The organism is Pseudomonas sp. ADAK2 TE3594, assembly GCF_053628675.1.
This window is the reverse complement of the sequence record NZ_JBRJGV010000001.1, coordinates 1,075,853-1,089,444: the sequence shown is the minus strand read 5'-3', so window position 1 is coordinate 1,089,444 and position 13,592 is coordinate 1,075,853. Positions and strand designations below refer to the sequence as shown.

The 13,592-nt window shown below is 61.7% G+C and carries 15 protein-coding genes and 1 riboswitch; of the genes, 2 read left to right on the top strand and 13 right to left on the bottom strand.

Features of this window, described 5'->3' with window-relative positions; translation table 11 throughout:
* Positions 1 to 46: 46 nt before the first annotated feature.
* The 13 genes from AB7M22_RS04910 to cobO all read right to left on the bottom strand — a co-directional run bounded on the left by AB7M22_RS04910 (position 47) and on the right by cobO (position 11,049).
* The gene (locus AB7M22_RS04910; protein ID WP_256580749.1) at positions 47 to 169 is read right to left on the bottom strand and encodes a hypothetical protein; all 123 of its coding nucleotides are present in this window, start codon (positions 167 to 169) and stop codon (positions 47 to 49) included.
* The gene (locus AB7M22_RS04905) at positions 166 to 1,374 is read right to left on the bottom strand and encodes an MFS transporter (RefSeq protein ID WP_454185424.1); all 1,209 of its coding nucleotides are present in this window, start codon (positions 1,372 to 1,374) and stop codon (positions 166 to 168) included. The genes AB7M22_RS04910 and AB7M22_RS04905 overlap by 4 nt, the downstream gene beginning before the upstream one ends.
* Positions 1,375 to 1,426: 52 nt before the next feature.
* The gene (locus AB7M22_RS04900) at positions 1,427 to 1,831 is read right to left on the bottom strand and encodes a MarR family winged helix-turn-helix transcriptional regulator (protein ID WP_008013903.1); all 405 of its coding nucleotides are present in this window, start codon (positions 1,829 to 1,831) and stop codon (positions 1,427 to 1,429) included.
* A gap of 150 nt (positions 1,832 to 1,981) precedes the next feature.
* Positions 1,982 to 2,713: an adenosylcobinamide-GDP ribazoletransferase gene (locus tag AB7M22_RS04895; RefSeq protein ID WP_454185423.1), complete on the bottom strand. Its 732-nt coding sequence runs from the start codon at positions 2,711 to 2,713 to the stop codon at positions 1,982 to 1,984.
* 2 nt (positions 2,714 to 2,715) lie between these two features.
* Complete coding sequence (cobC, locus tag AB7M22_RS04890; RefSeq protein ID WP_454185422.1) at positions 2,716 to 3,291, bottom strand: alpha-ribazole phosphatase family protein; 576 nt, start codon at positions 3,289 to 3,291, stop codon at positions 2,716 to 2,718.
* Complete coding sequence (gene cobT, locus AB7M22_RS04885) at positions 3,288 to 4,343, bottom strand: nicotinate-nucleotide--dimethylbenzimidazole phosphoribosyltransferase (protein WP_454185421.1); 1,056 nt, start codon at positions 4,341 to 4,343, stop codon at positions 3,288 to 3,290. The genes cobC and cobT overlap by 4 nt, the downstream gene beginning before the upstream one ends.
* Positions 4,340 to 4,873: a bifunctional adenosylcobinamide kinase/adenosylcobinamide-phosphate guanylyltransferase gene (gene cobU / locus AB7M22_RS04880; protein WP_454185420.1), complete on the bottom strand. Its 534-nt coding sequence runs from the start codon at positions 4,871 to 4,873 to the stop codon at positions 4,340 to 4,342. Before cobU ends, cobT begins: the two co-directional genes overlap by 4 nt.
* Positions 4,874 to 5,020: 147 nt before the next feature.
* Positions 5,021 to 6,493: a cobyric acid synthase gene (locus AB7M22_RS04875; RefSeq protein ID WP_454185419.1), complete on the bottom strand. Its 1,473-nt coding sequence runs from the start codon at positions 6,491 to 6,493 to the stop codon at positions 5,021 to 5,023.
* On the bottom strand, positions 6,490 to 7,482 hold the full coding sequence (gene cobD, locus AB7M22_RS04870) for a threonine-phosphate decarboxylase CobD (protein ID WP_454185418.1): 993 nt from the start codon (positions 7,480 to 7,482) through the stop codon (positions 6,490 to 6,492). The genes AB7M22_RS04875 and cobD overlap by 4 nt, the downstream gene beginning before the upstream one ends.
* On the bottom strand, positions 7,475 to 8,383 hold the full coding sequence (gene cbiB / locus AB7M22_RS04865; RefSeq protein ID WP_454185417.1) for an adenosylcobinamide-phosphate synthase CbiB: 909 nt from the start codon (positions 8,381 to 8,383) through the stop codon (positions 7,475 to 7,477). Before cbiB ends, cobD begins: the two co-directional genes overlap by 8 nt.
* A complete protein-coding gene (gene bluB, locus AB7M22_RS04860) occupies positions 8,380 to 9,030 on the bottom strand; it encodes a 5,6-dimethylbenzimidazole synthase (protein WP_454185416.1) in 651 nt (216 codons plus the stop codon). Before bluB ends, cbiB begins: the two co-directional genes overlap by 4 nt.
* On the bottom strand, positions 9,027 to 10,427 hold the full coding sequence (locus AB7M22_RS04855; RefSeq protein ID WP_454185415.1) for a cobyrinate a,c-diamide synthase: 1,401 nt from the start codon (positions 10,425 to 10,427) through the stop codon (positions 9,027 to 9,029). The genes bluB and AB7M22_RS04855 overlap by 4 nt, the downstream gene beginning before the upstream one ends.
* 10 nt (positions 10,428 to 10,437) lie before the next feature.
* Positions 10,438 to 11,049 carry a cob(I)yrinic acid a,c-diamide adenosyltransferase gene (gene cobO / locus AB7M22_RS04850; protein ID WP_454185414.1) on the bottom strand — a complete coding sequence of 204 codons (612 nt, stop codon included), beginning with the start codon at positions 11,047 to 11,049 and terminating at the stop codon, positions 10,438 to 10,440.
* A 79-nt stretch (positions 11,050 to 11,128) separates the two neighbouring features.
* A riboswitch (cobalamin riboswitch) is annotated at positions 11,129 to 11,362 on the bottom strand.
* A 154-nt stretch (positions 11,363 to 11,516) separates the two neighbouring features.
* Between cobO and AB7M22_RS04845 the strand changes: the two genes are divergently transcribed.
* Entirely contained in the window at positions 11,517 to 12,113 is a 597-nt protein-coding gene (locus AB7M22_RS04845; protein WP_007898940.1) for a hypothetical protein, read from the top strand.
* A gap of 68 nt (positions 12,114 to 12,181) precedes the next feature.
* The gene (locus AB7M22_RS04840) at positions 12,182 to 13,495 is read left to right on the top strand and encodes a PQQ-dependent sugar dehydrogenase (RefSeq protein ID WP_454185413.1); all 1,314 of its coding nucleotides are present in this window, start codon (positions 12,182 to 12,184) and stop codon (positions 13,493 to 13,495) included.
* Positions 13,496 to 13,592 lie beyond the last annotated feature (97 nt).

The following is a 13,592-nucleotide window of genomic DNA, read 5'->3' as shown; positions in this document are numbered from 1 at the left end:
CCTTGAACAATCGTCAGAAAACGAAATTACTCGCCTTCGCCGCTCGCTAGCAAGCACCCATGCCCAACTGCATCAACGCCAGGCCACCCTGACGCCAGCCCCACCACGCCAGGGCCAGCAGCAGTACGCCGATGGCGATTACAGCCATCCGCGGCCAGAGACTGTTCATGCTGCACTCATCCGGGTTTGCAGACGTGCCACCGGCTGCTCGCGCACCGGCCAGTTCAGGGCTGCGGCCAACAGACTCAAGAGAATCGCCACCTGCCAGATCAAGTCGTAACTCCCGGTTCGGTCATACACCACCCCACCCAACCAACCGCCGAGGAACGAGCCGAGCTGATGGAAGAGGAAAACGATCCCACCGAGCATGGACAAATTTCGTACACCGAACAAGGTCGCCACTGTGCCGTTGGTCAAGGGCACCGTCGACAACCAGAGAAATCCCATGGCCATGCCGAACAAATAAGCCGTGACCTGAGTGACCGGCGCCCAGAGGAACAGCACAATCACCACCGCCCGTAACAGATACAGACCGGTGAGCAGGCGCGGTTTGGACATCCGCCCGCCGAGCCAGCCAGCGGTGTAGGTGCCGAAGATATTGAACAGCCCGATCAGCGCCAGCACCGTGGTGCCGACGGAGGCTGGCAAGTGTTGGTCCACCAGATAGGCCGGCAAGTGCACGCCGATGAACACCACCTGAAAACCGCAGACAAAAAAACCGAACGCCAACAGCCAGAATCCTGAATGGGAACAAGCTTCGCGTAGCGCTTCAGAGAGGGTTTGCTCGTGCCCGAGCACCGGCAGCGGCTTGTCCTTGAGCATGCTCACCAGCGGCACGATCAACGCCACCACCAGGCCCAACACCAACAATGCCGCAGACCAGCCAAGCCAGCCGATCAGCCCCAGCGTGCCGGGCAACATGGCGAATTGGCCGAAAGAACCGGCGGCGCTGGCGATACCCATGCCCATGCTGCGTTTTTCCGGTGGCACGGCCCGGCCGACCACGCCCAGGATCACCGAGAACGAGGTGCCCGACAGGCCGATGCCGATCAACAACCCAGCGCTCAAGGACAAGGTCACCGCCGAATCGGACAGCCCCATGAACACCAGACCCAGGGCGTACAGAACACCACCGATCAACACCACCTTCGCAGCGCCAAAGCGGTCGGCCAGTGCGCCGGTGAATGGCTGCGCCAGGCCCCAGATCAGGTTCTGCAAAGCAATGGCGAAGGCAAACACTTCGCGGCCCCAGCCGAACTCGGCACTCATGGGCGCCAGAAACAGCCCGAAACCGTGTCGCACCCCCAGGGACAACGCCAGAATCAGCGCACTTCCCAACAGAACCCAACCGCATGTACGCCACATTGATGTCATTCTTGTTCTCCGGTAGCGGGTATATACCCGCTTAAGATCGAACAAACTGGCCTCAAGCCAGTTCGTCCAGCAGTTTCAGCAAGGTTTCACGCTTCTCGGCACCCAGACGGTCGATCAACCGCTGCTGCGCCGCTTCCCAGGCCGGCAAGGCCGCTGCCAGACGTTCGCGCCCTGTCTCAGTGAGCTGGACGATGCGATTGCGCATGTCCTCGCCTTCGATCAGCGTCACCAGACCTTCGCCCTCCAGCACCCGCAGATTGCGCCCCAAGGTGCTGCGATCCAGGCCCATGGCCTCCGCCAGCGTCGAGATGCTCGGCTGATCCAGACGCTGCAGATTGCACAGCAAAGAATACTGGGCAACGTTGATCCCGAAGCCGTCGAGAGCGCCGTCGTAGTGCCTGCTGACGCCACGAGCGGCGCGACGCAGGTTAGTACACAAACATTGAGAAGGAAGCATAGTGCGTGTATATACCCGCGGTTAAATGAAAGCAAATTTTTTGACACATATTACCGTAGGAGCGAGGCTTGCCCGCGAAGGCGGCAGCACAGTCAACATTGATATCGACTGACACACTGCCTTCGCGGGCAAGCCTCACTCCTACAGGATTCAGAGCAGTGCAAGCCCCACCAGCACCTCCACCTCCAGCAATTCCAGCAACGCCCCTGCCGTATCGCCCGTTGTCCCGCCCAATCGCCGCACCATCACTTGCCGCAACCAGACAAACACCGCTGCCGCCAGTGCAAGCGCCCATACACCGCTGAGGCCTGCCATCACAACACAAGCCACCGCACTGATCGCCAACACCTGCTGACCGGCCAAACGCGGCAGATGATCGGCCAGCGCCTGCCCCAATCCACCGGGACGCACGTAAGACGTGGTGAGGAATAACCCCAGCAACGCGCTACGGCTAATCAATGGAACGATGATCAGGATCACGCTGTGCTGCTGCTCGATCAACGCCAGCAACGCGGCGAACTTGAGCAGCAACACCAGCACCAGCGTCACCACGGCGATCGGCCCGCTACGCGGGTCTTTCATGATGGTCAGGGTGCGTTCACGGTCGCCGTAACCCCCGAGCCACGCATCGGCGCTATCGGCCAGGCCATCCAGGTGCAACGCGCCGCTGAGCACGACCCAAACACTCAGCAGGAGTGCGGCGTGAAGCAATAATGGCGTGCCCAGCAATAGCCAGTTCAGCCCCCACAGGATCACGCCAAACAGCAAACCGACCAGCGGATAAAACAGCAGCGACCGGCCCAGTTCCTCGGGCGTCGGCATGCCTGGCAGGCGAATCGGCAGGCTGCTCAAAAATTGCAGGGCGATCCAGAACGGCAACATGGTCAGATCGCTTCCCTTAACAAGACGCCGGGCTCGACCGACAACGAGAACAACGCGCCATGACCAACTTCAACGTTGAGCAACTGCTCACGCGGCAATCCGCGCGCTTGAGCCAGCAACAAACGCATGACGCCGCCATGGCTGATCAGCAAGATTCGCTCACCCGCATAGGCCGTGTGCAGCCGTTCGATGGCCGCCAACACCCGCGCTGAAAAGTCCGCAACCGGCTCACCCTCGGGCGGCGTGAACGAATAGGGATCGGCCCAGAACAAGCCCAACGCCTCGGCACTGGTTTCCATCAGCGCCGCCGCGCTCTGCCCTTCCCAAGCGCCGAAGTGCAGCTCTTGCAGATCCTTATCCAGCTGCACCGGCAAACATAGTTGCGCCCCAAGTTCTTGCGCAAAGCGCGCACAACGCTGCAACGGCGAACTGACCAGTCGATCCCAGGGCCCCTGTTCGATCACTGCGGCGCGCATTTGCTCCCAGCCCTTGCCGGTCAGCGCATCGTCGAGGCTGCCGCGCAAACCGCCGCCGAGTTCGGTTTCGCCATGGCGCAACAGGTCCAGGCGCAAGGTCATGCCGGGCGATCCGCCACCGCGGCTTCGGCGAACGTCGCCATTTGCCCGTGCAGGTCGCAGGCCAGACGCAACAATGGCACGGCCAACGCCGCGCCACTGCCCTCGCCCAGTCGCAGACCAAGGTCCAGCAACGGTTCGGCGTTCAGGGTTTCGAGCACATGGCGATGACCCGGCTCGGCGCCGCGATGACCGAACAGCAACCACTCACGGCAGGCCGGATTCAAACGCACCGCCACCAACGCAGCGACACTGCAAATAAACCCGTCGACCAACACCGCGACGCCTTCCTGAGCACAGGCCAGGTACGCGCCGACCAGCGCAGCGATTTCAAAACCGCCGAGGTTGAACAAGGTCTGCAGCGCATCGCTACGCTGAGCGCCATGCAACGCCAAGGCGCGTTCGATGACTTGGGCTTTATGGCTGACACCCGCCGCGTTCAATCCGGTCCCCGGTCCGGCCAGATGCACCACCGGGCAATCGAGCAACGCACAGGCCAACGCGCTGGCCGCGGTGGTATTGCCGATGCCCATTTCGCCACCGATGAACAACTGTGCGCCTGCCGCGATGGCGCGCTGCACACTGTCGCGACCGGCCTGCAAGGCGAGTTCACCTTGGGCCTGGGTCATCGCCGGTCCCTGGACGAAATTCGCCGTGCCCGGGCCGATGTTCAGGTGACGCACCCCCGGCAGATTCAACGACGGCGTGACGGTGCCGAGATCGACCACTTCCAGGGAAGCCCCCAACTGCCGCGCCAACACGCTGATCGCCGCGCCGCCGCTGACAAAGTTGTGCAGCATCTGCCCGGTGACTTCCTGCGGAAACGCCGACACTCCTTCAGCAACTACACCATGGTCACCGGCAAAAATCGCAATCCACAGCTGATCCAGCGTCGGCTTGACCTGCCCCTGCAACCCGGCCAGTTGCACCGCCACCGATTCGAGCTGGCCGAGAGAGCCGGCAGGTTTGGTCAGTTGCTGTTGACGCGCCTGCGCCTGTTCCACCGCTTGAGCGTCGATTGGCTTGCACGGGTTCAGCCACCAGGAGTGAGTCATAACGCAGTTCCTTTCAAAGTCAGGGGCAGGCCGGCAACGGTCAGTACGACTCGCTGACAGCGCTCGGCCAAGGCTTGATGCAGCCAACCGGCTTCATCGACATAGCGGCGAGTCAATTCGCCCAGCGGTACGACACCCATCCCGGTCTCGTTGCTGACAAAAATGATTTCACCCGTCAATGACGCCAGGCAGTCCAGCAGAGCTTCGCGCTCGGCCGACAAGCGCTCGGCATCGTCGAGCATCAGCAGATTGGTCAGCCACAACGTCAGGCAATCCACCAGCAAGCAACGATCGGCACTGGCGGTTTCGCGCAGCACGCGGGCCAGTTCCAGCGGTTCTTCAATCAACGCCCACTCGGCCGGACGGCGGGCGCGGTGATGGGCCACCCGCTCGTTCATTTCGCCATCTTGAGATTGGCTGGTGGCGATGTAGGTGGCTATATAAGTGACTTGGAGCTGACTGTCTGTCGCCAGCTTTTCAGCCAGGCGGCTTTTGCCGGATCGAGCGCCGCCGAGGATCAGTTGCAGCATGGTTTATTCCTTAAAATGTGCGGTGTCGGGGCGGGCCTCTTCGCGGGCAAGCCTCGCTCCTACGGATTAGCGTCGAATCGTAATAATGTGAACGACACAAAACCTGTAGGAGCGAGGCTTGCCCGCGAAGGCGCCCTCAAAACCACCTCAAAAACCACAGAGCTCACGCAACAGCGAGGTATCCAGATGCTTCTCCACCAAATCCGCCAATCGCTCGATATCGCGCTCGCGCAAGGCGTGGTAATCCACTTCCTGCACATCCTGCAACCCGGCCCAGCGCAACAGCGCACTGCACGCCGCCGGTGACTCGAACAGGCCATGCAGATACGTGCCGAAAATCTGCCCATCGACACTTTGCGCGCCATCGCAGCGACCATCGTCGAGCTGCACCGCAGCATTTTCCAGCGCCGGCCCGGTGGTCACGCCGGCATGAATTTCATAGCCACTGACCTGCGCATCTTCCAGTGCCAGGCGCCCACGCACATTGCGCAACTGCTTCTCTTCTTCGAGCTGCGTTTCGAACGCCAGCAAGCCCAAGCCGGCACTGGAACCCGGCGCGCCTTCAAGGCCCAGCGGGTCGTGCACCTGCTCGCCGAGCATTTGCAGACCGCCGCAAATCCCCAGCACTTTTCCGCCATAGCGCAAGTGCCGCGAGATCGCCGTGTCCCAACCGTTGGCCCGCAAGTACGCGAGGTCACTGCGCACGCTTTTCGAGCCGGGAAGAATGATCAGGTCGGCTGGCGGAATCGCCTGGCCGGGTCCGATGAATTGCAGGTCCACTTGCGGATGCAGACGAAGCGGATCGAAATCGGTGTGGTTGCTGATACGCGGCAGTACCGGCACTACCACTTTCAATACTTGATCGGCCTTGTCGGTCTGACGCTGATCGAGACCGTCCTCGGCCTCAAGATGCAGGTCCATCACATACGGCAAAACGCCGATCACCGGCTTGCCGGTGCGCTCCTCCAGCCAATCGAGGCCTGGTTGCAGCAAGGTGATGTCGCCGCGAAAACGGTTGATGATGAAGCCTTTGACCCTTGCCTGCTCGCTGGGCGACAGCAGCTCCAGCGTGCCGACCAAATGCGCGAAAACTCCACCGCGATTGATGTCGGCAATCAGTACGACCGGGCAGTCCACCGCCTCGGCAAACCCCATGTTGGCGATGTCGCCGGCGCGCAGGTTGATCTCTGCCGGCGAACCTGCCCCTTCGACCATCACCACCGGATACGCCGCACTCAAACGCTCATGAGAGGCCAGCACCGCTTGCATGGCGATGACTTTGTAGTCGTGATAGGCGACGGCATTCATGGTGGTAACCGCGCGACCATGAATGATCACTTGGGCGCCAGTATCGCTATTGGGTTTGAGCAGCACCGGGTTCATATCGGTGTGCGGTTCAAGGTTGGCAGCCTGGGCCTGCACCGCTTGAGCGCGACCGATCTCGCCACCGTCAGCAGTCACCGCGCTGTTGAGAGCCATGTTCTGCGGCTTGAACGGCACGACACTCACGCCCTGGCGCGTTACCCAGCGACACAGCGCCGTCACCAGCGTGCTTTTACCGGCGTCCGATGTAGTGCCCTGCACCATCAAAGTCGCGCCCTGCACCTTCAATGTAGTCATTGCGCTTCCTTAACGTAGGCTTCAAGCGCTTGCTCAAGACGCAGCCAATCCGCCTCATCGGCGGGCAAGCCAAACCGCACGCTGCTGTTGTGGGTGAACAACCGCAGCAGAATGCCGCGCCGGGCCATGAATTCATGCAGCGCTTCGGCGCACTCGGTGATCAGCCATTGGAACAATGCACAGCCGCCCTGAGGTTTGAAACCGTACTGTTCAAGCAGCAACGCCAGACGCTCGCCGGCCTCGTCAGTACGAATGCGCTGTCGGGTGTGCCCGTCCGTATCCGTCAGGCACGCCTGACCCAGCACTCGGGTCGGACCGCTGACCGCCCAAGGTCCGACCTGTTCGGCCAGCAGCTTGAGCAACTTGCGCTCGGCCAGCACAAACCCCAGTCGCACACCGGCCAGGCCGAAGAACTTGCCGAAGGAGCGCAGTACGATCAAGCCGATCTGATTGGCGAACGGCGCCAGACTCAAATGCGGGGTGTTGTCCATGAACGCCTCGTCCACCACCAGCCAGCCACCGCGCTGGGCCAGCCGCGAATGCCAGTCCAGCAGACGAGCCGGAGTCAGGCTCAACCCCGTGGGATTGTTCGGGTTGACCACCACCAGCACATCGAGGCTGTCGAGAAAGAAATCGACTTCCGACTCCAGCACTTCACGCACGATGTACCCGTTGCGACGCCAGGCTTCGGCGTGTTCGGCGTAACACGGCGACAGCACGCCGACCTTGCCGGCCCGACGCAAACGCGGCAGCAACTGGATCGCCATTTGCGACCCGGCCACCGGCAACACTTGAGCCGCACCGTAATAGTTGCAGGCAGCCTGCTCCAGACCGTCATCGGTTTCCGGCAACCGCGCCCAGGCCCGCAGCGGGATGTCCGGGACCGGGAATGGCCAGGGCGCGAGGCCACTGGACAGGTCGAGCCAATCGGCTTCGGCAATGCCGTATTCAAGCGCCGCCTTGCGCAAGCGGCCACCGTGCTCAAGCATAGAATTCAGCCCCCACGCAGAGAATCAGCAGCCATAACCATACCCCGCGCTGGACCAATTGCCAGCCACGGTCGATGGAATCGGCATCCGCCGGCACGCCTTCGCCCAACTGCGGACGCTGATGCAGCTCACCGTGATAAATCGCCGCCCCACCCAACTCGACGCCCAGCGCGCCAGCACCGGCGGCCATCACCGGCCCGGCATTCGGGCTGTCCCAGGTCGGGCCCTGGGTACGCCAGCACTTCAGCGCCAGTCGGGTTTTGCCCAGCAGCGCGTAGGTCAACGCCACCAGACGTGCGGGAATGTAATTGAGAACATCATCGATCTTCGCCGCGGCCCAACCGAAACGCTCGAAGCGTTCGTTGCGATAACCCCACATCGCATCCAGGGTGTTGCTCAGACGATAAAGCACCACGCCGGGTGCACCGGCCACGGCAAACCAGAACAGCGCGGCGAACACCGCATCGCTGCCGTTCTCCAGCACCGACTCGGTGGCGGCGCGGGCGACTTCGGTTTCATCCAGTTCGCTGGTCTGACGGCTGACCAGATAACCAACGCGTTTGCGCGCCTCGATCAGATCATCACTGCGCAGGGCCTTGGCCACCGGTTCGACGTGTTCACCAAGGCTGCGCATGCCGAGGGCGCAATAGAGCACGAGAATCTCGACAATCCAACCGACATAAGGCGCCCAGGAAAGCGCGGTGGCCAGCAAGGTCAGCGGCACGACCGCCATCACCCAGGCCGTAACCCCGTGACTGCGCCAGCCACGGCCACCGGAGTTGAAACGTTGCTCGATGCGATCGGCAACACGACCGAACGCCACCAGCGGATGCCAGCGTTTGGGTTCACCCAGCAGCGCATCCAGCGCGACCGCGGCGACACTCAACAACGCCACACTCATTGACTCACTCCCCAATAATTTTCATACAGCAACTCACTGAGTGGACGCGCCTGCGCCCAACCTTCGAGTACCAACATCGGCGCCGGATAGAATTCCTTGACCGGCCCCAGGCAAAGAACGGCCAAAGGCTTGGCCCCGCTCGGTAAACCCAGCAAGTCCGCCAGCGCTTGCGGTTCGAACAGAGACACCCAGCCCATGCCCAGGCCTTCGGCGCGGGACGCCAGCCAAAGATTCTGGATGGCGCAAGACAGCGAGGCCATGTCCATTTCCGGCAACGTACGACGGCCGAAGATATGCCGCTCACGATCATCCATCAGCGCGGCGACCAGCACCTCGGCGCAGTCGTTGATGCCTTCGACCTTGAGCTTCATGAATTCGTCGGAGCGCTCGCCGAGGGCTTCGGCGGTGCGGATGCGTTCTTCTTCCACCAGCTGCTGAATCTTGCCGCGCAGTGCCCGGTCGCTGATGCGGATGAAACGCCAGGGCTGCATCAGGCCGACACTCGGGGCCTGATGCGCGGCTTCGAGCAGACGACGAAGTAACTCGGGCTCGACTGTGCCGCCGCTGAAGTGACGCATGTCGCGGCGTTCGGCGATGGCTCGGTAGACGGCTGCGCGCTCGGCTTCGGAAAATGCGTTTTCCGTCATGGCCTCTTCGCGAGCAGGCTCGCTCCCACAGTGGACCGTGTTTCTTCAGGCAACACACTCTCTAATGTGGGAGTGGGCTTGCCCGCGATGGCGGTGTCAAGGTCAGGCACAAACAGCGCGGCAATCGCCGATGGATTGGACGGGAAATAAAAGTGCACATAGGAAGCCGTCATCCGCCCCTCACGATAAACCGCCTCCGCCCCTCGCCCGCCATTGGGGCTCAAACCTCGAGCAATCGGCTCAAGCCCGGTGCTGGTCAGCGAGTGGTGATACGTGTGCCCACGCAGCAAACCTTCCGGCAATTCGACCGCCTGCAAGGCCAACGCGGCAAGACGCTTCTGCATCACCGCATCACCGGCCAGCAAGCCAACCAGTTCAGCGCGAGTGCCCTCGACATCGGTCAAGGAATCCAGCAGATACAGCATGCCGCCACACTCGGCCAGCAACGGTTTACCCGCCGCGTGGTGAGCGCGGATCGCGTTCAGCATCGGCGTGTTTTGTGACAACGCCACATGGTGCAATTCGGGGTAACCGCCCGGCAGATAGAGGCTGTCTGCCTCCGGCAACCCGCTGTCGCGGATCGGCGAGAAAAAAGACAATTCGGCGCCCATGGCCCGCAGCAAATCCAGGCTCGCGCCGTAGGTAAACGCGAAAGCTTCATCGCGGGCCACGGCAATCCGTACACCGGCCAGCAACGGTTCGGCCGCGATCATTTCAGGCGCGGCGAATTCCACGGCCGGCGGCAGCGCCACATCGCAACTGCTGGCCAGTGACTCGGCGGCCGCATCGAGGCGCAGATCGAGATCATTCAGCTCGCTGGCCTGAACCAGGCCAAGATGTCGACTCGGCAATTCGATCCCGGTCTCCCGGGACAACGCACCGTACCAGCGCAAGCCTTCAGTCAGGCTGCCTTCGAGCAACTGCGCATGCCGCACAGTGCCGACCCGGTTGGCCAGCACACCGGCAAAAGGCAAATCCGGCTGATAACGCGCAAGGCCCAGGGCCAGCGCGCCAAACGTCTGCGCCATCGCGGTGCCGTCGATCACGCCAAGCACCGGCACACCGAAGTGCCGCGCCAGGTCGGCGCTGGACGGCGTACCGTCGAACAGCCCCATGACGCCTTCGATGAGGATCAGATCGGCTTCGCCAGCGGCCTCCCACAACAGACGCCGACTTTCTTGCTCGCCGACCATCCACATGTCGAGTTGATAGACCGGTGCACCGCTGGCGCGCTCGAGAATCATCGGGTCGAGAAAGTCCGGGCCGCATTTGAACACGCGAACCTTGCGCCCCTGATTGCGATGCAAACGGGCCAGCGCGGCAGTGACGGTGGTCTTGCCCTGACCGGAGGCCGGCGCGGCGATCAGTACCGCCGGGCATTGACGATGGCTATTCATAAAGTGCAGTTCACAGCTCGACGCCTTTTTGCGCTTTGATTCCGGCCTGGAAGGCGTGCTTGATCATGCCCATTTCTGTGACGGTGTCGGCCAGCTCGATCATCTCTGGCTTGGCGCCACGACCGGTGACCACCACATGTTGCATCGGCGGACGGGCCTGCAAGTCGCTGAGCACCTGATCGAGATCGAGGTAGCCGTGCTTGAGGGCGATGTTCAACTCATCAAGCACCACGAGGCCAATGGCCGGATCACGCAGCAATTCGCGGGACACCGCCCAGGCGGCTTCGGCGGCGGCGATGTCGCGTTGGCGGTCCTGGGTTTCCCAAGTGAAGCCCTCGCCCATCACATGAAAACGCACCTGCTCCGGGAAGCGCCGGAAGAACAGCTCCTCGCCGGTGCTGGTGCGCCCCTTGATGAACTGCACGACGCCGCACTGCATACCGTGGCCCATGGCCCGCGCAAGCATGCCGAACGCCGAGCTGCTTTTGCCTTTGCCATTGCCAGTCAGCACCAGCAGCAGGCCGCATTCATTCGGGGAGTTGGCGATGCGTTCGTCGATCACCGCTTTTTTGCGCAGCATGCGCGCCAGATGGCGTTCGTCACGATCGGGGGTATCAGTCATGGGAGCTCTCCGTTGAGGCTGGATAACGGCGGGCAGGCACAAGAATAGACGGCAAGAAGCCTGGCATCGCCCGCCGTGATGCCGTTGGATGAATCAGGCCGGTCTCCGGGCTCATGAGCGGCGTTTTGCCTGACTGCGCGCCTTCCCATGTTGACATCAACACAGTGGCTCAAGGCGCAGTTTTCACTCATTTACCGTTGCGGGGGCAGCGCCGGGATCGTGACGCTTCGTCGCTTGACGATAGTCACTCACCGGCTTCCCTGTTTCACTCTGTCGGCCACCGCCACAGAGCACCTGAAACAAGCCGCGAAGGTTAGAGGGTTGGGGGTGGAGCGTCAATTGAAGACAAAGCGCGGGCGAGCGATATACTGCCGCCGATCAAATTTCTGACACCCAACTTGCACCACACTGTCAGCAGTGATATCAAAGCGCCACAACCCAACATCACAATTACAAGGGTGAGCAACATGCAAGGCATGATCATCAGCAATCCGAAGCTGGAATTCCTGCGACCGGTGCTGGAACGCTGGTTTGACTGTATCGACCGCTACAACGCTGTACGCGGCGATAACGACACACCTTATTGGTACGACGAAAAAGCCAACCTCGGCCTGCTCTCCGCCGCAGCCTGGATGGCAGAAATGGTCACCTTGCAACAAACGCCGACGCGCAAGCAGAACGAAGAAGGCGAACGCAACGGCCGCGCCGACCTGTTTATCGCCACTCCCGAAGCCACCGCCGAACAACGCGCCTACCTTCAAGCCACTCAACGCTGGCCGCGGGTCAACAGCCTGAACCTGACTCAGGCGCTGCAGGACATCACCAGCGAGGCCAAGAGGATCAGCTACGCCAGCGACCTGAAACTCGGTTGCCTGTTCGTTGCGCCGCAAAAAGCTCAGCAGAGCGCTACACCGGAAGAACTCCAGGACATGCTCGACGACCTGCAAAAGGAACCCAGCTGCGCCGTGGCCTGGTATTTCCCGTACGCCTATCGCAAGTTGCGCAATGAAGCCGGCAACTACCATCCAGGGATCGCCGTATTGTTCAAGGAAGCCCGCGGCTGACGGGTTGAACCATCGAACGTCTACGCTTCTCTATGATTACGTCAATGCATTCATAGGGAAGATCAGTAATGCGCAAACCCCATCTCGTTTTCATCATCGCGCTCGCCGGAGGGCTCGCCGCCTGTGGTGAAACCTCCAGCCTGCAAGTCTCGGACGGCACCGGACCGTCGCCCAAGCTGCCGGAACCGAATAAAACCCTGATCCCGACGGTGAACATCGCCCCGGCAATCGGCTGGCCTGAAGGCAAGAAACCCGTCGCCGCGGCAGGGACTCAAGTGGCGGCGTTTGCCGAAGGCCTCGATCATCCGCGCTGGCTCTACGTATTACCCAACGGCGATGTGCTGGTGGCCGAAACCAACGCGCCGCCCAAACCCGATGATGGCCAAGGCATTCGCGGCTGGGTCATGGGCAAAGTCATGGGCCGCGCCGGTGCCGGCGTCCCCAGCCCGAACCGCATCACCCTGCTGCGGGACAAGGACCACGACGGCGTCGCCGAAACCCGCATGGTATTCCTGGAAAACCTCAATTCGCCCTTCGGCATGACCCTGGTCGGCAATGACCTGTACGTCGCCGACACTGATCGCCTGCTGCGTTTCCACTATGAAAACGGTGAAACGGCGATCAAGTCGCAGCCGATCAAGGTGGTCGACCTGCCGGGCGGTACGCTGAATCATCACTGGACCAAAAACGTCATCGCCAGCAAGGATGGCAGCAAGCTGTACGTCACCGTGGGCTCGAATAGCAACGTCGGTGAAAACGGCATGGATCAGGAGGAAGGCCGCGCGGCGATCTGGGAAGTGGATCGCGCCACCGGCAATCATCGGATCTTCGCCTCGGGGATTCGTAATCCAAACGGTCTGGCCTGGGAGCCTCAGAGCGGCGCACTGTGGACCGCCGTCAACGAGCGTGACGAAATCGGCAGCGACCTCGTGCCGGACTACATCACCTCAGTGAAGGACGGCGGGTTCTACGGCTGGCCTTACAGCTATTACGGCCAACACGTCGACATTCGCGTCGAGCCGCAAAAACCCGATCTGGTGGCCAAGGCCATCGCCCCGGACTATGCGGTGGGGCCACATACCGCGTCACTGGGCCTGACATTTGCCGAAGGCAGCAAACTGCCCGCGCCGTTCACTCAAGGTGTATTCATCGGCCAGCATGGCTCGTGGAACCGCAAGCCACACAGTGGCTACAAAGTGATTTTCGTGCCGTTCAGCGCCGGCAAACCGACCGGGCAACCGGTGGATGTGCTCACTGGCTTCCTCAACGACGAGGAAAAAGCCATGGGCCGGCCGGTGGGCGTGGTGATCGATCAGCAAGGAGGCTTGCTGGTGGCGGATGATGTCGGGAACAAGGTGTGGCGCGTTTCAGCAGCCAAGTAATCAGCTCTGACCGTAGGAGCGAGGCTTGCCCGCGAAGGCGGCAGCACAGTCAACATTGATATCGACTGACACACCGCTTTCGCGGGCAAGCCTCGCT